Genomic DNA, 22,946 nt, shown 5'->3' on the forward strand with positions numbered 1-22,946 from the left:
AGATACCCATGAAACTCGCTCTGATCGGCGCCAGCGGCTTTGTTGGCGCAGCTGTTCTGCAAGAAGCCCTGGACCGTGGCCACCAGGTCAGCGGCATCGTCCGTGATCCCGCGAAACTGCCGCAGCACCCGGCGCTGACCGCCGTGGCCGGCGATGCCTACAACGCCGAGACATTGGCCGAGCAACTCAAGGGCCATGACGCGGTGATCCACGCGTTCAATCCGGGCTGGGGCACGGCAGATATTCGCGAGCGCTTTATCCAGGGCAGCCAGGCGATCATCGCTGCCAGCAAACAAGCCGGCGTACAGCGCCTGCTTGTTGTCGGCGGCGCGGGCAGCCTGTATGTCGCCCCAAACCTACAGCTGATCGATACCCCGGACTTTCCCGCCGAGTACAAGGAAGGTGCCGAAGGCGCACGGCAGACCCTAAACCTGCTGAAAGCTGAAACCAAACTGGCCTGGAGCTTTATCTCGCCGCCAGCCCTGTTGCAGCCTGGCGCGCGCAGCGGGCAGTTCCGCATCGGCGGCGACCAGTTGCTGATGAATGGCGATGCCCCGGCGCAGATCTCGGTGGCAGACCTCGCCGTAGCGATCATCGATGAGCTGGAACACCCGCAACACCTGCGCCAGCGCTTTACCGTCGGCTATTAAGCCGCCCACGATTAAGGAGAACCCCATGCAACTGAACGCCAGCGCCTATGTCGCCACAGACACACCGGCCCGCTATATCAGCCGGCTGTGCAAACACTTCGCCCACAAGATTCCGGTGAGTTTCGATGAGCAGCAGGGACGTATCGAGTTCGACAGCGGCCTGGCACTGCTGCAGGCCGAGGCCGACGGTTTGCGCCTGAGCGTGCAAAGCGCCAGCAATGAAGGCCTGGAAAGCCTAAAGAAGGTCGTCACCAGTCATTTCGAGCGCTTTGCCTGGCAGGCCGAGCTGAGCCTCGATTGGCAGTGATCAGCTCGCCGGCAGGGTCAGTTCGATGCGCTCCCCCAGCGACTCATCCAGGCGCTGCAGTTCGGCATGAATCGCCGCTGCGTCGTCGGCCAGGTGCTGGGCGATGTTGGCGAAGTCATCGGCGGCCTCGATAAAGGCCAGCACCACCGAGGGATCGAAACGCGTACCGCTGGCCGCGCTGATTTGTTTAAGCGCGTCGGCGTGGCTGCAAGACGGCCGGTACAGGTGGTGGCTGGTCAGCTCTTCATAGGCGCCGACCACCGCCATCAACCTGGCTGTCAGCGGAATCTGCTCACCCAGCAAGCCCTGCGGATAGCCACTGCCGTCCCAGCATTCATGCTGGCTGTAGACGATATCGCGGGCATCGCGCAAGAAATCGGTGACATTACCCAGCTTGGCCTCGGCGGCCAGTAAGGCATCACGCCCGGCTTCGGTATGCCGGTGTAGCAACTGCAGATCATCACCCTCCAACTGCAGGATCGGATTGAGCAGAATGCGATCCGGCAGCACCAGCTTACCGATGCCATGCAACAGTGCCGACTTGCCCAGCTGGGTGATACGTTCGCGGTTCAGCTCATCGGCCAGCGCCGGCTGCTGATGGGCCAGCGCCGTGGCCAGGGTGGTCATATAGGGTTCGATGCGCGCCAGGTGCTTGCCGCAAGGGTTGTCGCGCATGGCCGCAAGGCTGGCCATGGCCTCGATGGTCACCTCCTGCAGGCGCTGCATATCGCGGGTGCGGCGGCGCACTTCCAGCTCCAGGTACTCACTCTTGTCACGCAGGAAATCCGCGCTGGCCTTGAGCTGCAGCTGCGCCTTTACCCGCGCCAGCACCAGCGGCGGGCTGATCGGCTTGGTGATGTAATCCACCGCGCCCAGATCAAAGCCCTGCTGCTCGTCAGCCACCTCGGTCTTGGCGGTGAGAAACACCACCGGAATATCCGCCGTGGCCGGGTTGAGCTTGAGCAGGCGGCAGACTTCGTAACCGTCCATCTCCGGCATCATGATGTCGAGCAGGATCAGGTCCGGCTGCTGGCTGCCAGCGGCGATGCGTAGCGCCTTGACGCCACTGCTGGCGACCTTGACCCGGTAATCATCAAGTAGCAACGCGCTCATCAGCTCAAGGTTTTCCGGGGTATCGTCCACCACCAGTACCAAGGGCTGGTCCGGCCGGTCGAGTATGTTGTCCATCACCATTCCCCACTCATAGTGTCAGTTGCCGTTGCCCGGCTGCGGCTTGCAGCAGCGCCAGCGCCTGCTCGAAGTCAAAACCTCGCACCGCGGCAGCCAGCGCCGGGTACTCACTAGTAAAGGCGCTGCGCAGCAGTTCGGCCTGCTCATCGAAGAGTTTTCCGGCGCGCGGATCATCCTCGGCGAATAACCGTTGCAGTTGCCGACACAGCTGTTGCAACTGTTCGGCATCCACGGCCTGCAACGTACCAAGCGATTGCGCTGGAAACTGCGTGCGAATCGCAGTTACCAGTGTGGCCAGACTCTGTTCCAGCTCAAGCAGCAAGCCGTCCAGCTCATCGTGGCGGGCATCCTTGATCGCGCTTTCCAGAGCCGCCGCCTGGGCCGCCAGATCCATCGCGCCGAGGTTACCCGCCAGACCCTTGAGGCTATGGGCCAGACGCTCGGCGCTTTCCTGCTGATTAGCCGCCATCGCGGCGCGCAACTGCGCCGGGAAATCGCCCTGACTGGCGACAAACTTGCCGAGCAAGCGTTGATACAGCTCGCGCTTACCAAGTACCCGGCGCAGGCCGCTGTCGATATCCACGCCTGGCAGTTGCCAGTCCACGGCCGCTTCGGCTATGCGGGGCGACTCAGCCAGCGGCTCGGCCTTGGCCACCATCCAGCGCGACAAGGTCTGCCACAGCTCGTTCGGCTCAATCGGTTTGCCCAGGTGATCATTCATCCCAGCGGCCAGGCAGCGCTCGCGGTCGGCGGGCATGGCGTTGGCGGTCATGGCGACGATTGGCAGCTGGGCAAAACGCGACTCGCGGCGGATGGCCTCGGTGGTGGCGATGCCATCCAGCACCGGCATCTGCATGTCCATAAGCACCAGGGCGTAATAGCCGTCGGCATGGCTGCGCAGTAGCTCAAGAGCGATGCCACCATGCTCGGCCTGATCGATCTGCAAGCCGCTTTCCTGCAACAGGCCGCAGGCCACTTCGCGGTTCAGCTCGTTGTCTTCCACCAGCAGCACACGCAATGAGCTGAAATTGGGAATCTGCTCACCCACCGGCAGGCGCGCAAAGCCCTGCGCCGGGCCGTCGCCAGCCAGGCTGCGGATCAGCGCATCGAACAGCAGCGAGGGGTTGAGCGGTTTAAGCAGCACGTCTTCGACGCCGACCTTCTCCGCCCCCAGCAGCACTTCCTCGCGGCAATGAGCGGTGACCATCAACAGGTGCGGCGGCGGTTGCAGGTTGAGTTCGCGCACCCGGCGCAGGGTTTCGATGCCATCCATGCCAGGCATCTGCCAGTCGACCAGTAGCACCTCGAACGGCTCACGCTGCCGGCTGGCCTGTTGCACTTGCTGCAAGGCGGCCATACCCGAGGCCACGGCTTCGACGCGAAAGCTCATGCTTTCCAGCATGTCGTGCAGCACCTGGCGTGCGCTGTCGTTGTCATCCACCACCAGCACCTTGCGTCCACGCAGGTCAGCCTGCGGCAACAGCCGCGGAGTTTGCTGACGCGCAATCCCCAGCGGCACCCGGCACCAGAACAGACTGCCCTGCCCCGGCTGACTCTCGACCCCGACGCTGCCGCCCATGGCTTCGGCCAGGCTTTTGCAGATCGCCAGCCCGAGGCCCGTGCCGCCGTATTTACGCGTGGTCGAGGTGTCGGCTTGCTGGAAGGATTCGAACAACCGGCCCATCTGCTCGGGCGTCAGGCCGATGCCGGTGTCGCGCACGCCGAGGTACAACAGCAGCTGCTCGGCGTCGCGCTGCTCGACACGCAGAATCACCTCGACCTCGCCCTGCTCGGTGAACTTCACCGCGTTGTTGGCGTAGTTGATCAGAATCTGCCCTAGGCGTAGCGGATCGCCGACCAGTTGCTGCGGCAGCTGCGGGTCGAGGTTGAATACGAGTTCCAGGCCCTTGGCCGCGACCTTGTCGCCGATCAGGTTGGCCAGGTTTTCCAGCACCTGCTGCAGGCCAAAGTCGATGCGCTCAATGGTCAGCTTGCCGGCCTCGATCTTGGAGAAGTCGAGGATGTCGTTGATGATCCCCAAAAGGTGCTGGCCGGACTGCTGGATCTTGCCCAGGTAATCGCGCTGGCGCGGGTTCAGCTCGGTTTTCAGGGCCAGGTGCGACATGCCGATAATCGCGTTCATCGGCGTGCGGATTTCGTGGCTCATATTGGCCAGGAAGTCCGATTTCAAGCGCGCCGCCTCTTCGGCCAGCTCCTTGGCCTCGGCCATGGCCTGCTCGGCCTGCTTGCGCGCGGTTATGTCGCGGCTGATGCCCACCAAGCCAAGCAACTGGCCCTGCTCGTCATAAAAGGTGCTGCGCAGCGTATCGAAAATCACCCGCCGGCCATCCGGATAGATCGAATAGCCTTCGCTTTCAAATGGCTCTGACTGGCTTCTGGCGATACGGTCATGCTCGGCGCGCGAGGCGGCCCAGGCCGGATCGAGCAGCGCCTCGTCACGCTGGCCCTGCACCTCCTCGCTAGGCCGGCCGAACAGCGTGGCGCAGGCCTGGTTGATGCCAACATAACGGCCGTCGACATCCTTGAACCAGATCGGATCGGGAATCGCGTTGATCAACGCCAGCAAGGTGCTGCGCTGGCGGCTGGCTTCGGCCTCAGCGCGCTGACGCTCGGCGATCTGCACCGCCAGGCGGCGGTTCCACACCAGAACGAAAATCACCAGCGCCAGCAGGCCGAGCAAGTAGGGCCAACCCACGGCCAGCAGGCGCCGCCAGTTGAAAGCGGTCAAGGGCGGCAGCCAACGTTGCTTGATTGCCTCCTGCTCGCTGTCGCTTAGATCGTCCAGGGCCAGGTTGAGCAGGCTGACCAGCTGCGGCCAATCGGGGCGCACGGCAAAGCGAAACTCGCTGCTGGACAAGCCGGTTTCGCCGCGCAGTTCGAGGTTGGTCAGATTGAGTTCTCGGATCAGGTGACTGGCCACGATCATGTCGCCGACATAGGCATCCGCGCGCCCGGACGACACCGCGCGCAGGGCCGCTTCAGTGTCCGCCACTTCAAGCAAGCGCACGCCCGCCACCCGCTCGCGCAGCGCCTGCTGCAAAACATAGCCGCGCTCGATGGCCACCTGCTTGCCAGCCAGATCCTTGATGCGCTGCACCGCCAGCTCGCTGCGGGTAAAGATCAGACTGCTACTGGTCAGATAGGGCTCGCTGAACGCCATAAAGGCTTCGCGCTCGGCGGTCTTGGCCACTGAAGGCAGCAGGTCGACCTGGCCGCTGCGCAGAGCTTTCAGCGCGGTATCCCAGTCATCCATCAGCACCGGTTCAAAGCGCAGCCCCAGGCGCTGACCGAGCAGCGCCAGGTAGTCGCCACTCAGGCCACGATGCTGACCGTCCTTGTCCAGTACATCGAACGGCGGCCAGCCGCTGCGCTCAACGCCCACACGGATCACCCGATGCTCGGCGACCCAGGCACGCTGCTGTTCGTTCAGCGGCAGCACCGCCGCTGCCAATGACGGAAGCAGGCATAACAGCAACAGGCAACAGAGGCGCGACATGGCGGCATCCTTGCGGACGATCAGGTGTTCTTCAGCTTAGTCAGCAGTTTGAAAGTCAGATGTGGATTGGCAGACCGCCAGCCGCAGCCGACAATCAGCCCATGTTTCTTGAGGATCGCGCCATGCTTGATGCCGACCGCTGCTGGCAAGCCGTTTGCGACCGTGATGCCGCGCAGGATGGACGCTTTGTGTTTGCCGTGCGCAGTACCGGTATCTATTGCCGGCCTAGCTGCCCGGCGCGGCGGCCCAAGCGCGAAAACGTCAGCTTTCATGTCGATGCTGACGCAGCTTCGACGGCCGGCTTTCGCCCGTGCAAGCGCTGCTCGCCACAGGGACAGAGCCCGGCCGAACAGCTGGATACACTGGTGGTGGCCGCCTGCGGGCTGCTTAACACCAGCGAGCAACCGCTAACCCTGGAACAATTGGCTGCGCGCATCGGCCTGTCCGCCTCACACCTGGCGCGCGCCTTCAAGGCGCGCACCGGGCTCACGCCAAAAGCCTGGAGCGAAGCGCAACGCCGCGCGCGTCTAGAGCAGCAGTTGCCGGCAGCAGAAAGCGTGCTGGATGCCGCGCTAAGCGCCGGTTACTCCGGCACCCGCGCGCTGTATCAACAAGCGGAGCCGCTGAGCCCGGCGCAACGGCGTAAACAGGCTGCTGGTGAGCAACTGCGCTACAACATCGCGCCCTGCCCGCTCGGCCACTTGCTGCTGGCCAGCAGTGCGAAGGGCATCTGCGCGCTGCTGTTTGGTGACGACCCGGCGCTGCTGCTGAGTGAACTGCAGCAACGCTTTGCCGCCGCTGAACTGCACGCGGATGACACAGACCTGGGCGATAGTTTGAGGCACGTGCTGGCGCAGATCAGCGAACCGCAGCGCGCCGCCCGGCTGCCGCTGGATATTCGCGGCACGGCGTTTCAGCAACAGGTGTGGCGCGCTCTACAGCAGATCCCGGTTGGGCAGACGCGTAACTACGCCGAACTGGCCGCGCAACTGGGCAGCCATCCACGCGCCATAGCCCGCGCCTGCGCCAGCAACCCGCTGGGCCTGCTGGTGCCGTGCCACCGGGTAATCGCCAGCAACGGCAGCCTCAGCGGTTACCGCTGGGGCCTGGCACGCAAGGCAGCGCTGCTTGAAAGTGAGGCCGAAAGCCAGGCGCAATAGTCCACCTCAGCCTGAGCGGTTGGTTGGATGAAAAGCGTTGGTGGGAGGGGCTTTGGCCGCGACAGATATTGGCGTCGCTATAAGTCGCGGCTTAAGCGGAGTGCCGCCCAGCAGCTCCCACAAAGCGCGTGGCCGTCGAGTGACGATCCACAAAAAAAGAGCGGCGCCACCTGCGTGGGCCGCTCCAAATCACGGAGTTGCATACATCAGTACCCCGCACAGCGTGCGGATACTGCTGTTTGATTACTTTTCCAGGATTGCAGTCACACCTTGACCGCCAGCGGCGCAGATCGAGATCAGCCCGCGGCCTTCCTGCGCCACCGAAAGCAGCTTGGCCAGGTTGGCGACGATGCGCCCGCCAGTAGCAGCAAAGGGGTGGCCAGCAGCCAGGGAACTGCCCTTGACGTTCATCTTGCTGCGGTCGATGGAACCCAGTGGCGCATCCAGGCCCAGGCGATCACGGCAGTAGTCGACGTCTTCCCAGGCCTTGAGGGTGCAGAGCACCTGCGCGGCAAAGGCCTCGTGAATTTCGTAGTAATCGAAGTCCTGCAGCGTCAGCTTGTTGCGCGCCAGCAGGCGCGGCACCGCGTAAACCGGGGCCATCAGCAAGCCTTCCTTGCCGCCGACAAAATCCACCGCTGCCGCTTCGCCATCCTTCCAGTAAGCCAGAATCGGCAGACCACGGGCCTTGGCCCAGTCCTCGCTGGCCAGCAGCACCAGGGACGCGCCGTCTGTCAGTGGCGTCGAGTTGGCCGCAGTCATGGTGCCGCGCGGGCTGCGCTCGAAACAGGGTTTGAGCGTGGCGAGCTTTTCCAGGCTGATATCGGCGCGCAGGTTCTGGTCGCGGGTCAGGCCACGGAATGGCGTCAGCAAGTCATCGTGCCAGCCTTCGGCATAGGCGGCGGCGAGTTTCTGGTGGCTGGCCACAGCCAGTTGGTCCTGCTCGTCACGCGGAATGGCCCAGGTTTGCGCCATCAGCTCGCAGTGCTCGCCCATCGATAATCCGGTGCGCGGCTCGCCGTTGCGCGGAATGGCCGGGGCCAGATGGCGTGGGCGAATCTGCAGCAGGCTCTTGATCTTCTCGCCGGTGCTTTTGCCGCGATTGGCCTGCAAGAGAATCTGCCGCAGCCCTTCGTTGACCCCGATCGGCGCATCCGAGGTGGTGTCAACGCCGCCGGCGATGCCGCACTCGATCTGCCCAAGGGCGATCTTGTTAGCCACCAGCAGCGCTGCTTCCAGGCCGGTGCCGCAGGCCTGCTGCAGGTCATAGGCTGGGGTTTCCGGGGCCAGACGCGAGCCAAGCACGCATTCACGGGTCAGATTGAAATCCCGTGAATGCTTGAGTACCGCGCCGGCTACCACCTCACCGAGGCGTTCGCCATGCAGGTTGAACCGCTCGACCAGGCCATCCAGTGCGCTGATCAGCATCTCCTGGTTGCTCGCGGTGGCGTAGACGGTGTTGGAGCGGGCGAACGGAATACGGTTACCACCGACAATGGCGACGCGACGCGGCTGGGTCATGGCGAACTCCTGAGTTGGAATGGGTCTGAAGTGAATGGCGCACAGGCTAACCTGTCGCCGCAGTGTCGCATTGGCCGCCTTGCCAGTGCAGCAGGCGATGCGGTCAATTGCGCATTTCTGTTGCCTGCGTAGAGTGGGCGCACTTTTGATCTGTGTGCAGGAGCTGCCCCATGTCCGACCGTTATCTCGCCTTTGCCAACTCCACCTCCGGTCGCCGTCTGGTAAGCGCGCTCGGCCTGCCTGCCCCGCTGCTGCTGGAGCGCTGGATGGCCGGACGCAGCCGACCGGTAGATGGTGCGCTGCTGATTGGCGGCGAAGGCAGCCTGGCCAGCGCCGTGCTGCCGTTTGCCAACAAACTGACCGACGCCCTGTTCGCCGCCCGTGAAGGCCAGTTCGAGCTGCCACGCTGGACTGCCGAGCATGGCCCCAAGCTCAAGGCCCTGGTGTTTGACGCAAGCCACCTGACCCGTTTCGAGCAGTTGATCGAGCTGCGCGACTTCTTCCAGCCGGCCTTCAAAGGCCTGGATAAATGCCCGCGCGTGGTGATCCTTGGCCGCGCCCCGGAATCGTTGAAAGACCCGATTGCCGCCAGCGTGCAGCGCTCGCTGGAAGGCTTTAGCCGCTCCCTGGGTAAGGAAATCCGCCGCGGCGGCAACGTGCAGCTGGTCTATGTCGGCAAGGGCGGCGAGGCGCAGCTGGAAGGCGCGCTGCGCTTCTTCCTCTCGCCGAAAAGCGCCTATGTCTCCGGCCAGGTGCTGCGTTTGAACACCTGCGGCGAACAGGTCAACGACTGGACCCGTCCACTGGCCGGCAAGAAGGCGCTGGTCACCGGTGCCTCGCGCGGCATCGGCGCGGCCATTGCGGAAACCCTGGCCCGTGACGGCGCCGAAGTGGTGCTGCTGGATGTACCGCCCGCCAAAGACGCGCTTGATGCCCTGGCTGCACGCCTGGGCGGCCGTAGCCTTGCTCTGGATATCTGCGCCTGCGATGCCGCCGTACAGCTTATTGAGGCTCTGCCGGACGGCATTGATATCGTCGTGCACAACGCCGGCATCACCCGCGACAAGACCCTGGCGAAGATGAGCGACGAGTTCTGGAACTCGGTGATCAACGTCAACCTCAATGCCCCGCAGGTGCTGACCCAAGCCCTGCTGGACGCCGGCAAGCTGCACGACAATGGCCGCGTGGTGCTGATCGCCTCGATCAGTGGCATCGCCGGTAATATGGGCCAGACCAACTACGCGGTGAGCAAGGCCGGGATAATCGGCCTGGCCCAGGCCTGGGCACCGATGCTGGCCAAGCGCGGCATCAGCATCAACGCCGTAGCCCCCGGTTTTATCGAAACCCAGATGACCGCTGCCATCCCGCTGACCATCCGCGAAGCCGGCCGGCGGATGAACTCCATGGGCCAGGGCGGCTTACCGCAGGATGTCGCCGAAGCCGTAGCCTGGTTCGCCCAGCCCGGCTCAGGCGCCGCCACCGCACAAGTGCTACGCGTATGCGGGCAAAGCCTATTGGGGGCTTAATCGCCGCCAACAGTCGTAGGGTGGATGACGCTTCACCCATCCACCACCTGCGTTCTGATGCCTGATGGTGGATGAAAAGAGCGTCATCCACCATCAGGCTCCTCATGACCTCGGCAGACAGCAAAATGCCCCGCAGTGCGGGGCCTTTTGCATTCAGTGCGAGTTTATGAGGATAGGTAAGACGAACGGGTCAACCCCAAACGCAGCGCATCGAGGAACTGGGTGCGTTCGCGCGGGCTGATCTTGGCGCTGGCGACCTTGTCGCGGTAGTGCGTCATCAACTCCTCCGGGGACAGGTGCACGTAGCGCAGCATGTCCTCGATGGTGTCGTGGGTCTCGATACCGGCGTGGTACACGCTGCCATCGGCGTTCTGGTAGATGTTCACCGAGTCGGTGTCGCCGAACAGGTTGTGCATATCACCGAGAATTTCCTGGTAGGCGCCGACCAGGAAGATCCCCAGCAGGTAGTCCTCACCCTCGCGCACTTCGTGCACCGGCAGGCTGGTTTCGATGCTCTGCTCGTCGACGTACTGGCGGATCTTGCCGTCGGAATCGCAGGTCAAATCCTGCAGCACGGCGCGGCGCAGCGGCTCTTCGTCGAGGCGGTTGAGCGGCAGAATCGGCAGCACCTGGCCGATGGCCCAGGTGTCCGGCAGGCTTTGGAATACCGAGAAGTTGCAGATGTACTTGTCGGCGAGCTTGTCGTTCAGCTCATCCAGCACCTGACGGTGCGAACGCTGACGCGCCTTCAGCGAGTTATGCAGGCGACGGCACACGGCGAAGTAGCACTGCTCGGCCAGGGCCTTCTCGGTCAGGCTGAGTTTGCCGTCGGCGTACTGAGTGGCCACGTCGCTCATATAGTGGGTGGCGCGCCAGTAGGTCTCGGTGACCATCTCGATATCGGTTGGGCCGAGCAGCTCGACCAGGTAACGCACGGTTTCCGGCAGGCTGGTGACGTCTTCGATCTTGGGGATCTCGTCGTTGTGCTTTTCCACGTCGGTGACCTGCACCACCAGCATGGCGTGGTGCGCGGTCAGCGAGCGGCCGCTCTCGGAGAAGATGTGCGGATGCGGCAACTCTTGCGCGTCGCAGAATTCCTTGAGCATGCCGACTACGACACCGGCGTAGTCGTCCATGTCGTAGTTGATCGAACTGGCGTTGCGCGAGTGGGTACCGTCGTAATCCACACCCAGGCCGCCGCCGACGTCGATATGGTCTACCGGCAGGCCCAGCCCGCGCAGCTCGCCGTAATAGCGGATGGCTTCCTTGAAGCCGTGCTGGTAGTCGGACAGGTTGGCGATCTGCGAACCCATATGGAAGTGCAGCAGGCGGATGCCCTGATCCAGCTTGGCCGCGCGGAAACGCTCGACCACCGACAGCAGCTGCGCCGCCGACAGGCCGAACTTGGACTTCTCGCCGCCGGTGTCAGCCCACTTGCTCGAGGCCAGCGAGGATAGACGCACGCGCAGACCGATCTGCGGCGCGACTTTGAGTTCGGCTGCTTCGTCGATCACCAGCTGCACTTCGGATTCTTTCTCGATCACGATAAACACGTTGTGACCGAGCTTCTGCCCCATCAGGGCCAGCTTGATAAATTCGCGGTCTTTATAACCGTTGCAGACGATGGTGCCGCCCTTCGGCGCCAGCGCCAGCACGGCCATCAGCTCCGGCTTGGAGCCGGCTTCCAGGCCAATGGAAACGTTCTGCGTAGCGATGATGTTTTCCACCACCGCTTCCTGCTGGTTGACCTTGATCGGGTACAGCGCGGTATACGGGCTCTGGTATTCCAGACGCGCGATATTGGCGTCGAAGGCCCCAGTCAGCTGACGTACGCGGTCTTGCAGGATGTCCGGAAAGCGCACCAATAGCGGCAGCGAAAGACCACTGGAACGCAGTTCGTCGATCTGCTCATAGAGGTCGATCGGCGTACTTTGCGGGCCATTCGGGCGCACCTCGACACGGCCCTGGTCATTGATCGCGAAGTAACCCGCGCCCCAATGGCGAATACCGTAAACGCTGCGGCTGTCCGCTACGGTCCACTGGCTGCCGTCATCTTTGCGTGTGCGTCGTGCAGACATCGAAGTCTCCCTTGCTGGCGATAGTGGCCTTGGCACAGCCAAGACGCGTACAGATTAAAGTCTGGAAATGACGATTGCTCAGCTGTGACCAAGGTCCAGCTGAGGAAGTTTAGGAAAGACTGGCTTAGCCGCCGGATTTCTTGGCTTTAAAGCCGTGCTTGATCAGCTCGGCGATCAGCAGTTCGACGTGATCACCCTGAATCTCGATCACCCCATCCTTGAGCGAACCGCCGCAACCGCAGCGTTTCTTCAAGGCGCTGACGAGGTCCTTCAGCGGTTCTTCGGCCAATGGCACACCACTGATGGCGGTCACCGTCTTACCGCCGCGCCCTTTGGTTTCGCGGCGCACGCGGGCGATGCCATCACCCTCGGGAATCAGGGTCTGTTTACAGATGCAGGCGTCCACCGGCTGACTGCAGTCCGGGCAATGCCGGCCGCTGTCGGTGGAATACACCAGGCCGCTGAGCGCGGCAAATGAGGAAGCTTTCTTGACCACCGGTTTGTCCTCGAAGGGGTCAGGATAGCGACTGGTCGACAGTGCAGCTAAGAACCTGTTTCGGATCTCGCGAGCTAGAGCGAGACAAGGCAAAAACAGCTGAGGAAGCGGAGTTTACGGGATGTAAATGAGCATTCCGAGGCTGTTTTTAACGCAGTATCGCCGAAGCGCAGCAAATCAGAGACGGTTCTAGGTGTCGACCGCGAAGCCCCACTCATGCAGGGGCAGCGCACCCTGGCGATACACGGCCAGGGCTTGAAGGCGGCGCAGTGTAACGGCAAAAACCGCAGCTGCTAAGTGTAAAAATGCGCCATTAATCGGTGGATTGGCGACGCTGTGCGGGATGCCGAACAAAACGTCCAGATATCCTGCACAAAGCCATAAATCACGCGGCTTTAGCGGGCCTGACGGTGACGGCCGGATATGGGTTGGCGAGCGATATCCATGCTGCCAAGGCGATGGGTTACGCCTACGGCTAACCCATCCTACGCAATAGCCGCCAGATAACGCTGCAGGGCGGCCAACGAATCAGGGCAATACGGCAGGTGCTGAGTCTCGTCCAAAGCTTCGTCAATGGAGATAAAGCGCGCCTCCAGCACTTCCTCCGGCTGCAAACGCAACGGCGCATCGGACACCGCCGAATAGGCCATGCACCACAGGCGGCTTTCCGGGGCATCGTAGAGAAAATGCGCATGCTCAACCAGCGGCGCATCCTCGATCCCCAGCTCTTCAGCCAGCTCACGTGCGGCAGATTCGGCGTAGCTTTCGCCTTCGAGCACCATGCCGCCGGCCGCCACGTCCCAGTAACCGGGATACAGCGCCTTACTCAGGGTGCGGCGATGGACGCAGAGTAGGCCGGCGCTATTGAACAGCAGGATATAGGTGCCACGTCCGAGCAGATGCCGCGCACGCAGCTCACTGCGTAACACACCACCGAGCGGACGATCGTCTTCGTCGACCCAGGCGATGCGCTCGGCATCGGAGGCGGCGCGGTGCGCCACCTCGGCTTCGGACCAAGCCATCGCTTAGCCCTGCGACAGCAGTTGGCGCAGGTCGATCAGTCCGGCATTGGCGCGCGAGATGTAATTGGCCATCACCAGCGAGTGGTTAGCCAGCAGGCCATAACCGCTGCCGTTGAGGATCATCGGGCTCCACAGGGTTTCCTGCGCGGCCTCCAGCTCACGGATGATCTGCCGCACGCTGACGGTGGCGTTCTTCTTCGCCAACACATCGGCGAAATCCACCTCGATGGCGCGCAGCAGGTGCGCCAGCGCCCATGCCTGACCACGAGCCTCGTAGAACACGTTGTCGATCTGCAGCCAAGGTGTTTCGTAGTCCACCCCTTCGACAAAATCGGCCTGCACCATACCCTCAGCCAGCACTGGATCGACCTCGTTGGTATTCAAGCGTACCCGCCCAACACTGGCCGACAGGCGCTGAGACAGCGAACCCAGACGCGTGGCGGCATCGCCCAGCCAGTTGTTGAGGTTATCGGCGCGGGTGTAGAACTGCGCGTTAGGCTGGCTCGAGTCCGACAGACGCGCCAGGTAGCGGTCCAGCGACTTGATGCCTTCGGCATATTCGGCCTCGGAAGCGGGCAGCGCCCAGCTTTTGTTATCAAAATGGAAACGCGGCTCGGCCTTGGCCAGATCCGGGTCTTCGGTGGACTGTGACTGCGAACGGGTAAAATCCTTGCGCAGAGCCCGCGACATGTCACGCACCTGTACCAGCACACCAAACTCCCAGCTCGGCATATTGTCGAGCCACAAGCCCGGTGGCGCGAGGTCGTTGGACAGGTAACCGCCCGGCTTGTCGAGCAAGGTGTTGGCCACCTGCTTGAGGGTTTCGGCGGTGGTGTAACCATTCACCAGCTTGTGCCCGCGGGCCTGGGAAGCCGCCTCGGCGCGCTGCTGCACGGAGAATTGCGCCGGCTCCTGACTCCAGTACCACCCCACCACCAAGGCGACAATCAGGTAGAGCCCCACGAGGCCAACGATCAGACGCGTAGTCAGGTTTGCGGTGGATTTGCTTGGTGAAGTGTTAGCGGCGCCTGCCGCGTCAGCATGCGCTCCGGCAGTTCGATTCTTCCAATCCAGCATGGCAATGTCCTTTTGTTACCCAAGTAGCAAGCGGCGACCGGACTGTACAAACCGGTGGCTGCTCATTCGACCACAACCCTCAAGCAGGGTTGCGCAACTGCCTTGCACTATAAGGGAAGCATGGCCGGCTGCGCAGCGGCGAAGGACAAACTTACCGACGGTGAAGCCGATTACGTATCTGTGATGTCATAGACAGAAGGCCGACGCCAATAGATCGACGGCACTCGTAAAAAATCAAACGGGTGTTAGCATTGCTAGCACTAAGCCATCACCTGCAGCTGTGCGCTGCACTTACCGAAACCGGGCCATGATCGAGCAAGAAGACCCCAGCCGCGACCGCCTCAAGCAGCACTTCGCCCAGCGCGTGATCAACCAGGCGCGCCAGGTGCTGGAAGTCTGGCAGCGCCTGCAGCGAAGTGAGTGGAGCGAGCCGGGGATGCGCGAGCTGAGCGAGGCGACGCAGCTATTGCAGCGCTATGCCGAACGTTTCGATCAGGCCGAGCACAGCCAACTTGCCCAGGAAATCGATAACTGCCTGCAGTTGGTGGCCGACAACCGTGGCCGGCTCAACAGTCAGCTGATCAGTCAACTCAACGAGCTGCTGCAGCGCCTTTCACGCACCGGCCTGCGCCACGGCGACCGTTTCGAGCAAACTGTGCTGCCACCGCTGCGCAAGCCGGTATACCTGGCCCTGCAGCACTTGGAACGCGCCGAGCAATTGGTGCAGCGCCTGGAGTTCTTCGGCATGAATGCCATTGCGCTGGATAGCGCCAATGCCTTTCGCAACGCCATGCGCGAGCGCCACCCAGCGGCGATTCTGATGGAAGTCGACTTCTCCGGCCCCGGTTGCGGCCTGCTGCTGGCAAAAAGCGTGCAGGAAGGTCTGGAACACCCAATTCCGCTACTGTTCTTCAGCCCGGAAGATACCGACACCATGACCCGCCTGTCCGCTGTGCGCGCCGGCGGACAGGAGTTCTTCACCGGCAGCCTGGATGCCTCGAACCTTTTCGAGCGCATCGAGGTGCTGACCAACGTCGCCCAGTACGAACCCTACAAGGTACTGATCATCGATGACTCGCGGGCTCAGGCGACGCACACCGAGCGCGTCCTCAACAGCGCCGGCATCGTCACCCGCACCCTGATCGAGCCGATCCAGGCCATGAGCCATCTTGCCGATTTTCAGCCAGACCTGATCATCCTCGACATGTATATGCCCGAGTGCAACGGCCCGGAGCTGGCCCAGGTGATTCGCCACAACGACCGTTACGTCAGCGTGCCGATCATCTACCTGTCCGCCGAAGACGACCTCGACAAGCAGCTCGATGCGATGAGCGAAGGCGGCGACGACTTCCTCACCAAGCCGATCAAGCCACGCCACCTGATCGCCACCGTACGCAACCGAGCAGCCCGCGCGCGCAGCCTCAAGGCGCGCATGGTGCGTGACAGCCTGACTGGCCTGTACAACCACACCCATACCCTGCAACTGCTCGAAGATGCGCGCTTCCGTGCCGAACGCGACGGCCAGCCGCTGAGCTTTGCGATGATCGATATCGACTTCTTCAAGAAGGTCAACGACACCTACGGCCATCCCATGGGCGACCGGGTGATCAAGAGCCTGGCGCTGTTTCTCAAGCAACGCCTGCGCAAGAGCGACCATATCGGCCGTTACGGCGGCGAAGAGTTCGCCGTGGTGATGCCCGACACCGACGCCGAATCCGCTCGCCGAGTGCTCGACGAAATCCGCCAGCGCTTCGCGGAAATCCAGTATTCGGCGCAGCCGCATGACCTGTCCTGCACCTTCAGCTGCGGTATCGCCCAGCTGGCACCGCAACTGGACGGCAAACTGCTCTCGCAACAGGCCGACGAAGCGCTGTATGTAGCCAAGCACGGCGGGCGCAACCAGGTGGCAATCTATCAGGGCGACTGAGACTCGCCCCGAAGCAACTGCGCAGGTACCAACCACCCCTGCAGAAAACTGTGACGCAGTCGGCGCTGTCACATTACGGTCACGAAAAAGCAATAAATTCTGAGGCTTAGCAGCCGCCCTGACGCATCCGTCGGCGGCCGGAACCGTTCGTTGTCGGTCGAGCCCTATGCGCCTTAAATCCCTTACTAACCTCAATACTCTGCTGCTGGTCACCGTTTGCGTGGCCCTGGCCGTCACCCTCTGGTGGTCGCAGCGCGCCCTGGAGCGCCCGTATCTGCTGATGGCGCGCTACCTAAGCCTGTCCCAGCAATTTCAAGGTGAAGCCGCGCAGAACATCAGCGCCTACCTGGAAAGTGGCGACGCCCTGCGCCACAGCGCTGCCCTGAAATCGCTGGACAGCCTCGAACAGGCCATGACTGAACTGCCCGCAGAACTGGCCGCCAACCTACGTCCCAGCCTTGCCGAACTCAAAGCCTTTAGTGCCAACGAGCTGCTGGCTGCCGGCAAACTCTCCGCCGACCCGCAAGGCTTACTGCTACAAGCCGAGCGGGAAATGGACGCCGCACTTGAACAACTCGCGCAGTACGCCAACAGCGGCGAAGCCAATGCCGCCGCCAATTACCGTAGGCCGCTTTTTAGCGCAGCACGCCACCTCACTCGCCTGGCGCATGCCCGCGACAAGCTGGTGCGCAGCGGCCGCAGCGAGTTGGCCAGCGAAGTCGAACGCGAACTGGCAGCCCTGGGCAAACAGGCGCAAACCCTCAGTGACCTGGCGCTGCTCGGCGTGGCCGATGCCAGCCAGTCGTCCAGCGATTCGTTTGCTGACATGCTGGGCCTGGACACCAGCAGCGAGAGCAGCCAGGCCGAGGACCGTGGCATTACCCTCAAACGCGACCTGGCCAACCTGATCAACCGATACCCGGCCGAGCTGCAGCGCACCCGCGACCTGATCGAACAACGCGCAGCCCTGGCCAACAGCACGCGCACGCAGATCGACCAGGTGCAGCAGGCACTGGCCGCACTGGAACCTCTGGTACGGGCCGAGCACGGACGCATTCAGGGCGAGGTGCAACTGATCCTCGGCCTAATGATCGGCCTGATTCTGTTCATCGCGCTGATCATCGACACCCTCCAGCGGCGCCTGACCCGCGTGCTTGAACGCCTGGTTCCAGCCCTGTCAGCCTGGGCCGCCGGCGACTTCGCCGATGATATCCATCTCAATTCACGCACCCGCGAGCTGCGCGACATTGAAGAGTCGCTAAATCGCTTGCGTGCCTATCTGGTCGACCTGGTCGGCACCATTCGCCGGCACGCCGAACAGGTGGCTGGCTCCAGCCGCACCCTGGCCAACCTCAGCGGCGGCCTGCACAGCGGCGCCGAACGCCAGGCCGGCGACACCGCGCAGATCCGCGATGCCCTCGGCGAGTTGCAGGCCACCATCCAGCAGGTGGCCGGCGATGCCAGCCAGGCCGCCGATGCCAGCCGCGACGCCAACCGCGCCCTGGAACAGGGCCAGCAGGTGATTGGCCACAGCCTTACCGGCCTGCATTCGCTGGTCGATGAAGTACAGGGCAACGCCCAAGCCATCGAGCGTCTGGCTGAAGAAACCGCGACCATCGGCAATGTGCTGACGGTGATTCGCAGCATCGCCGAGCAAACCAATCTGCTCGCCCTGAATGCCGCCATCGAAGCGGCGCGGGCCGGCGAGCTGGGCCGCGGCTTTGCCGTGGTCGCCGATGAAGTGCGCTCGCTATCGCAACGCACCAGCGGTGCGACGGCGCAGATTCAGGAGCTGATCGGCCGCCTGCAACAGGCCGCACTGCAATCGGTACAGGCCATGCGTACTCAGGTGGAACATGCAGAAGCCACTGCCAGCCAGGCCGAAGCCGCCGATGGCGCGCTGGATGAAATCGTCGCGGCGATCCGCACCATCGCCAGCATGGCCGAACGCATCGCCGATGCCACAGCGCAGCAGAGCGGCGCGGTCAGCGAGATTCGTGGGCACAGCGAGCGCATCCATCAACTTGGCGGCGACAACCTGCAACGCATCGGCGAGGGGCGCCAGCAGGGCGAGCAGCTGCTACAACTCGGCGGCCAACTGCATATCGCCGTACAGGCGTTCAGGGTTTAAAGACGGTTAACGGCTGCTGGCGCGGCAATCTGTCGCGCGCCCTTCAGCCTGCGGACAAGACCGCTTACAGCCTGAGCCGTGCCCTGAGCCGCCCGCCTCCGCTATGATGCGGCGATTCCCGCATCACGAGCCTGCCATGCACCGTTTACTCAGCCTACTTTTGCTTCTGGTCGTACTGCCGGCCAGCGCTGGTCTGTTCGACAAGCCGCCTGCCCCTGCGCCACTGGGCGCACCACTGAACAACAGCGCGGACTTCCTGCCGGTACGCGAGGCATTCAAGCTGAGCCTGATCAGCAGCTCCAGTGAGTCGGTGAAATTGCGTTTTGTCGCTGCCGAAGGTTATTACCTGTATCGACACCGCTTCAGTTTCAGCAGCGAGCCAGCCGACATACGTCTGGGCCAGGCCGTGTTGCCGGCCGGACAAGCCAAACATGACGAGTACTTCGGCGATGTCGAGGTGTACTACGAGGTGCTGGATGTCGAGGTGCCGGTCGACAACCCGGACAATCGCCCCTTCAACCTCAGCGTCAACTACCAGGGCTGCGCCGACAAAGGCCTGTGCTACCCGCCGGAAACCGAAGTGCTGGCCATTGGCGGCGGTGCAGCTTCCAGCAGCGCTGTATCCGATGCTGCAACACCGTGGAGCTGGACCGATCTGGCACTGTTCTTTCTCGGCGGCCTGGCGCTGACCTTCACCCCGTGCGTACTGCCGATGCTGCCGATCCTCACCGGCGTGGTGCTGCGCGGCCAGCCGGGCGGTATGCGCAGCCTGGTGTTATCGCTGGCCTATGTACTGCCGATGGCCCTGAGCTTTGCCATCCTCGGCGCGCTAATGGGGCTGTTCGGTGCAGAACTGAATCTGCAGGCACGCCTGCAGTCGCCCTGGGTACTGGTGCCCTTTGCCATCTTCTTCGCCCTGTTCGGCGCGGCCAGCCTGGGCTTTCTTGAACTGCGCCTGCCAGCCGCCATCGACGGCCGGCTGCAGCGCCTGAGCCAACGCCTGCACGGCGGCACGATTTTCAGCGCAGCGGCCCTCGGCGTGCTGTCCAGCGTACTGGTATCACCCTGCGTCTCCGCGCCCCTGGCCGGCGCGCTGCTGTATATCAGCGCCAGCGGCGATGCCCTCGGTGGCGGTCTCAAGCTGCTGGCCCTGGGCCTCGGCATGGGCGCACCACTGGTACTGTTCGCCGTCGGTGGCGGCGCCTTGCTGCCGAAATCCGGCCCGTGGATGCTTACGGTGCGCAACCTGTTCGGCGCATTGCTGATGGCCGTGGCTATCTGGCTGCTCGAGCGCGTGGTACCCGGCCCGGTTAGCTTGGCGTTATGGGGTTTGCTCGCCGCAGGTATCGCACTGTGGCTCGGGGTGCTGGAACTGACGCTGAAAACCCATCACCAGAAGCTCGCGCAACTAATCGGCCTGCCATTGCTGGTCTACGCGCTGGTAGCCTGGGTCGGCGCGCTGCAAGGCCAGGATGACCCGCTACGACCACTCGGGCGGATGGTCAGCAGCGCGGAAGCCACCCAGATGCAGTCCGGCCAGTGGCTAACCATCAGTACCCCCGCCGAGCTGGACGCCACCCTGCTCGCCGCAAAGAACAACAGCAAGCCGCTGCTGCTCGACTGGTATGCCGACTGGTGCATCAGCTGCAAGGTGATTGAGCGTGAAGTGCTCAGCGCCCCGGAAGTCGGCCGCCAGCTGGGCGACTATCAGCTGGTGCGTTTCGACATCACCGAAAGCAACCCTGCGCAACGCGCCCTGCTCGATCGCTACCAGCTGTTCGGCCCGCCGGCGATTCTGCTGTTCGACGCCAAGGGTGACGAATGGCTGGATCTGCGTGTCGTAGGTGAGGTGGATGCGGCGACCTTTGCTGCCCGCCTGAGCACGGCACGGGAACGTTTTTAACGCCCCGAGTCATATATCTGCCGCAATCTGCGGTCATCGTGTCGACTATTGCTGAGAACTGGACAGTCCTGCGCTGTCGCGGCATAGTCCTGCGCAGTAGAAAAACGAGGAAGCACCCCATGGCGACCCTACTGGTACTGCACGGCCCCAACCTCAACCTGCTCGGAACCCGCGAGCCAGGGGTTTACGGCGCCGTCACCCTGGAGCAGATCAACCTCGACCTGGAGCGCCGCGCGCGCGAGGCAGGCCACCATCTGCTGTACCTGCAGAGCAATGCCGAGTACGAGCTAATTGACCGTATTCACGCCGCAAAAGGCGAAGGTGTCGACTTTATCCTGATCAATCCTGCCGCTTTTACTCACACCAGCGTCGCATTACGTGACGCATTGCTGGCAGTGAGCATCCCATTCATCGAAGTGCATTTGTCCAACGTGCACAAACGCGAAGCTTTCCGCCATCACTCCTACTTTTCAGATGTTGCGGTGGGAGTGATCTGCGGCCTTGGCGCCAGCGGTTACCGACTGGCCCTGGAGGCTGCACTCGAACAACTTGAACTTAAGCGCCCCTGACCTCACCGGGAGTTAAACCACTATGGATATTCGTAAAGTCAAAAAACTGATCGAGCTGCTGGAAGAATCCGGTATCGACGAGCTGGAGATTCGCGAAGGCGAAGAATCCGTGCGGATCAGCCGTCACAGCAAGCAGCCGGCCTTTATGCAACAGCCGATGTACGCCCAGGCACCTGCGCCTGCTGCAGCACCTGCTACAGCCCCTGCTGCTGCCGAAGCTGCGGCCCCGGCTGCCGCCAAACTGAACGGCACCGTGGTGCGTTCGCCGATGGTCGGCACCTTCTATCGCGCCTCCGGCCCAACCTCGGCGAACTTCGTCGAAGTCGGTTCGAGCGTGAAGAAAGGCGACATCCTCTGCATCGTTGAAGCGATGAAAATGATGAACCACATCGAGGCTGAAACTAGCGGCGTGATCGAATCCATCCTGGGCGAGAACGGTCAGCCGGTGGAATACGACCAGCCTCTGTTCACCATCGTTTGATCCACGGAGAGCCAGCGATGTTGGAAAAAGTTCTGATCGCCAACCGCGGCGAGATCGCCCTGCGCGTCTTGCGCGCCTGTAAAGAGCTGGGCATCAAGACCGTCGCGGTGCACTCCACCGCCGACCGCGAATTGATGCACCTTGGTCTGGCCGACGAGTCGGTGTGCATCGGCCCGGCTTCTGGCGCGCTGTCTTATCTGCAGATTCCAGCGATTATCGCTGCCGCAGAAGTCACCGGCGCCACCGCCATTCACCCCGGCTACGGCTTCCTGGCGGAAAATGCTGACTTCGCCGAACAGGTGGAAAACTCCGGTTTCGCCTTTATCGGCCCTAAAGCCGAGACCATCCGCCTGATGGGCGACAAGGTTTCAGCCAAGGACGCCATGAAGCGCGCCGGTGTACCAGTCGTGCCTGGCTCCGATGGCCCTCTGCCGGAAGACGAAGAAATCGCCCTGGCGATTGCTCGCGAAGTCGGTTATCCAGTGATCATCAAGGCTGCTGGCGGCGGCGGTGGTCGCGGCATGCGCGTGGTGTACAAGGAAGAAGACCTGATCAAGTCGGCCAAGCTGACCCGCAGCGAAGCGGGCTCGGTATTCGGCAACCCGATGGTCTATCTGGAGAAGTTCCTCGGCAACCCACGTCACGTGGAAGTTCAAGTGCTCTCCGACGGCCAGGGCAACGCCATCCACCTGGGCGACCGTGACTGCTCGCTGCAGCGCCGCCACCAGAAGGTACTGGAAGAAGCGCCGGCGCCGGGCATTGATGAAAAAGCCCGCGCTGAAGTGCTGCAACGCTGCGTCGATGCGTGCATCGAGATCGGCTACCGCGGCGCTGGCACCTTCGAATTCCTTTACGAAGACGGCAACTTTTACTTTATCGAGATGAACACCCGCGTTCAGGTTGAGCATCCGGTTTCGGAGATGGTTACCGGCATCGACATCGTCAAGGAGATGCTCAGCATCGCCGCCGGCAACACGCTGTCGTTCAAGCAGAGTGACGTGGTGATTCGCGGTCATTCGCTGGAATGCCGAATCAACGCCGAAGACCCGGACAACTTCATGCCCTGCCCCGGCAAGGTCAAACACTTCCACGCCCCGGGCGGTAACGGTGTACGGGTGGATTCGCACCTCTACAGCGGCTACACCGTGCCACCGCACTACGACTCACTGATCGGCAAGATCATCACCTACGGCGCCACCCGCGATGAGGCCATGGCCCGCATGCGTAACGCCCTGGACGAGATCGTGGTCGACGGCATCAAGACCAACGTGCCCCTGCACCGCGATCTGGTCCGCGACAAAGGCTTCTGCAAAGGCGGCGTGAATATCCATTACCTAGAGAAAAAGCTAGGCATGGATAAGCACTAAGCTTCGGCGTAGCGCACAGACAA

At 62.7% G+C, this 22,946-nt stretch carries 16 protein-coding genes and 1 pseudogene; 10 read left to right on the forward strand and 7 right to left on the reverse strand.

The genetic code is table 11. The annotated features are described in order from the left end of the window. The first annotated feature begins 8 nt into the window (after nucleotides 1–8). Both AACY25_RS06115 and AACY25_RS06120 read left to right on the forward strand, forming a co-directional pair. A complete protein-coding gene (locus AACY25_RS06115) occupies nucleotides 9–650 on the forward strand; it encodes an NAD(P)-dependent oxidoreductase (RefSeq protein ID WP_339523147.1) in 642 nt (213 codons plus the stop codon). A 25-nt stretch (nucleotides 651–675) separates the two neighbouring features. Continuing rightward, a complete protein-coding gene (locus tag AACY25_RS06120) occupies nucleotides 676–957 on the forward strand; it encodes a DUF2218 domain-containing protein (RefSeq protein WP_339523148.1) in 282 nt (93 codons plus the stop codon). On the opposite strand, the gene AACY25_RS06125 is transcribed toward AACY25_RS06120, so the two are convergent. Both AACY25_RS06125 and AACY25_RS06130 read right to left on the reverse strand, forming a co-directional pair. Beyond that, the gene (locus AACY25_RS06125) at nucleotides 958–2,145 is read right to left on the reverse strand and encodes a response regulator (RefSeq protein WP_339523150.1); all 1,188 of its coding nucleotides are present in this window, start codon (nucleotides 2,143–2,145) and stop codon (nucleotides 958–960) included. Nucleotides 2,146–2,158: 13 nt separating this feature from the next. After that, entirely contained in the window at nucleotides 2,159–5,665 is a 3,507-nt protein-coding gene (locus tag AACY25_RS06130) for a response regulator (RefSeq protein WP_339523152.1), read from the reverse strand. A 122-nt stretch (nucleotides 5,666–5,787) separates the two neighbouring features. Between AACY25_RS06130 and ada the strand changes: the two genes are divergently transcribed. Continuing rightward, entirely contained in the window at nucleotides 5,788–6,825 is a 1,038-nt protein-coding gene (ada, locus tag AACY25_RS06135; RefSeq protein WP_339523154.1) for a bifunctional DNA-binding transcriptional regulator/O6-methylguanine-DNA methyltransferase Ada, read from the forward strand. 243 nt (nucleotides 6,826–7,068) lie between these two features. Here ada and AACY25_RS06140 read toward each other — a convergent pair whose 3' ends face one another. Then, entirely contained in the window at nucleotides 7,069–8,346 is a 1,278-nt protein-coding gene (locus tag AACY25_RS06140) for an acetyl-CoA C-acetyltransferase (RefSeq protein WP_339523155.1), read from the reverse strand. Nucleotides 8,347–8,516: 170 nt separating this feature from the next. On the opposite strand from AACY25_RS06140, the gene AACY25_RS06145 reads away from it, so the two are divergent. Continuing rightward, nucleotides 8,517–9,872: a 3-oxoacyl-ACP reductase gene (locus AACY25_RS06145; RefSeq protein ID WP_339523156.1), complete on the forward strand. Its 1,356-nt coding sequence runs from the start codon at nucleotides 8,517–8,519 to the stop codon at nucleotides 9,870–9,872. A gap of 164 nt (nucleotides 9,873–10,036) precedes the next feature. Here the strand turns inward: AACY25_RS06145 and speA are convergent, their stop codons facing one another. The 4 genes from speA to AACY25_RS06165 all read right to left on the reverse strand — a co-directional run bounded on the left by speA (nucleotide 10,037) and on the right by AACY25_RS06165 (nucleotide 14,545). Further along, on the reverse strand, nucleotides 10,037–11,950 hold the full coding sequence (speA, locus tag AACY25_RS06150; protein ID WP_339523157.1) for an arginine decarboxylase: 1,914 nt from the start codon (nucleotides 11,948–11,950) through the stop codon (nucleotides 10,037–10,039). A 124-nt stretch (nucleotides 11,951–12,074) separates the two neighbouring features. Next, nucleotides 12,075–12,446, reverse strand: coding sequence for a translation initiation factor Sui1 (locus AACY25_RS06155; protein WP_339523158.1), 372 nt, complete (start codon nucleotides 12,444–12,446; stop codon nucleotides 12,075–12,077). Between the two features lie 485 nt (nucleotides 12,447–12,931). Next, a complete protein-coding gene (locus AACY25_RS06160) occupies nucleotides 12,932–13,468 on the reverse strand; it encodes an NUDIX hydrolase (protein ID WP_339523159.1) in 537 nt (178 codons plus the stop codon). Nucleotides 13,469–13,471: 3 nt separating this feature from the next. Further along, nucleotides 13,472–14,545 carry a DUF2333 family protein gene (locus AACY25_RS06165; protein WP_339523160.1) on the reverse strand — a complete coding sequence of 358 codons (1,074 nt, stop codon included), beginning with the start codon at nucleotides 14,543–14,545 and terminating at the stop codon, nucleotides 13,472–13,474. 307 nt (nucleotides 14,546–14,852) lie between these two features. On the opposite strand from AACY25_RS06165, the gene AACY25_RS06170 reads away from it, so the two are divergent. The 6 genes and pseudogenes from AACY25_RS06170 to accC all read left to right on the forward strand — a co-directional run bounded on the left by AACY25_RS06170 (nucleotide 14,853) and on the right by accC (nucleotide 22,923). Next, entirely contained in the window at nucleotides 14,853–16,472 is a 1,620-nt protein-coding gene (locus tag AACY25_RS06170; RefSeq protein ID WP_339523161.1) for a PleD family two-component system response regulator, read from the forward strand. Between the two features lie 1,615 nt (nucleotides 16,473–18,087). Next, nucleotides 18,088–18,603 (forward strand): annotated as a pseudogene (locus tag AACY25_RS20930) (methyl-accepting chemotaxis protein); the annotation flags it as partial. 136 nt (nucleotides 18,604–18,739) lie between these two features. Continuing rightward, complete coding sequence (locus tag AACY25_RS06180; RefSeq protein WP_339523163.1) at nucleotides 18,740–20,506, forward strand: protein-disulfide reductase DsbD; 1,767 nt, start codon at nucleotides 18,740–18,742, stop codon at nucleotides 20,504–20,506. Nucleotides 20,507–20,625: 119 nt separating this feature from the next. Then, complete coding sequence (gene aroQ, locus AACY25_RS06185; RefSeq protein WP_160085619.1) at nucleotides 20,626–21,075, forward strand: type II 3-dehydroquinate dehydratase; 450 nt, start codon at nucleotides 20,626–20,628, stop codon at nucleotides 21,073–21,075. A 22-nt stretch (nucleotides 21,076–21,097) separates the two neighbouring features. Continuing rightward, nucleotides 21,098–21,556 (forward strand): acetyl-CoA carboxylase biotin carboxyl carrier protein, encoded by a 459-nt coding sequence (accB, locus tag AACY25_RS06190; protein ID WP_339523165.1) that lies wholly within the window; start codon nucleotides 21,098–21,100, stop codon nucleotides 21,554–21,556. Between the two features lie 17 nt (nucleotides 21,557–21,573). Next, nucleotides 21,574–22,923 carry an acetyl-CoA carboxylase biotin carboxylase subunit gene (accC, locus tag AACY25_RS06195; protein WP_339523167.1) on the forward strand — a complete coding sequence of 450 codons (1,350 nt, stop codon included), beginning with the start codon at nucleotides 21,574–21,576 and terminating at the stop codon, nucleotides 22,921–22,923. Nucleotides 22,924–22,946 lie beyond the last annotated feature (23 nt).

The sequence above is a fragment of the Pseudomonas sp. EA_35y_Pfl2_R111 genome, from assembly GCF_963970955.1.
Classification (GTDB): Bacteria; Pseudomonadota; Gammaproteobacteria; order Pseudomonadales; family Pseudomonadaceae; genus Aquipseudomonas.

Bases quoted from the DNA above. Each gene is read 5' to 3' on its own strand.
- AACY25_RS06115 (WP_339523147.1), top strand. From the start codon at position 9: ATGAAACTCGCTCTGATCGGCGCCAGCGGCTTTGTTGGCGCAGCTGTT.
- AACY25_RS06120 (WP_339523148.1), top strand. From the start codon at position 676: ATGCAACTGAACGCCAGCGCCTATGTCGCCACAGACACACCGGCCCGC.
- AACY25_RS06125 (WP_339523150.1), bottom strand. From the start codon at position 2,145: ATGGACAACATACTCGACCGGCCGGACCAGCCCTTGGTACTGGTGGTG.
- AACY25_RS06130 (WP_339523152.1), bottom strand. From the start codon at position 5,665: ATGTCGCGCCTCTGTTGCCTGTTGCTGTTATGCCTGCTTCCGTCATTG.
- ada (WP_339523154.1), top strand. From the start codon at position 5,788: ATGCTTGATGCCGACCGCTGCTGGCAAGCCGTTTGCGACCGTGATGCC.
- AACY25_RS06140 (WP_339523155.1), bottom strand. From the start codon at position 8,346: ATGACCCAGCCGCGTCGCGTCGCCATTGTCGGTGGTAACCGTATTCCG.
- AACY25_RS06145 (WP_339523156.1), top strand. From the start codon at position 8,517: ATGTCCGACCGTTATCTCGCCTTTGCCAACTCCACCTCCGGTCGCCGT.
- speA (WP_339523157.1), bottom strand. From the start codon at position 11,950: ATGTCTGCACGACGCACACGCAAAGATGACGGCAGCCAGTGGACCGTA.
- AACY25_RS06160 (WP_339523159.1), bottom strand. From the start codon at position 13,468: ATGGCTTGGTCCGAAGCCGAGGTGGCGCACCGCGCCGCCTCCGATGCC.
- AACY25_RS06165 (WP_339523160.1), bottom strand. From the start codon at position 14,545: ATGCTGGATTGGAAGAATCGAACTGCCGGAGCGCATGCTGACGCGGCA.
- AACY25_RS06170 (WP_339523161.1), top strand. From the start codon at position 14,853: ATGATCGAGCAAGAAGACCCCAGCCGCGACCGCCTCAAGCAGCACTTC.
- AACY25_RS06180 (WP_339523163.1), top strand. From the start codon at position 18,740: ATGCACCGTTTACTCAGCCTACTTTTGCTTCTGGTCGTACTGCCGGCC.
- aroQ (WP_160085619.1), top strand. From the start codon at position 20,626: ATGGCGACCCTACTGGTACTGCACGGCCCCAACCTCAACCTGCTCGGA.
- accB (WP_339523165.1), top strand. From the start codon at position 21,098: ATGGATATTCGTAAAGTCAAAAAACTGATCGAGCTGCTGGAAGAATCC.
- accC (WP_339523167.1), top strand. From the start codon at position 21,574: ATGTTGGAAAAAGTTCTGATCGCCAACCGCGGCGAGATCGCCCTGCGC.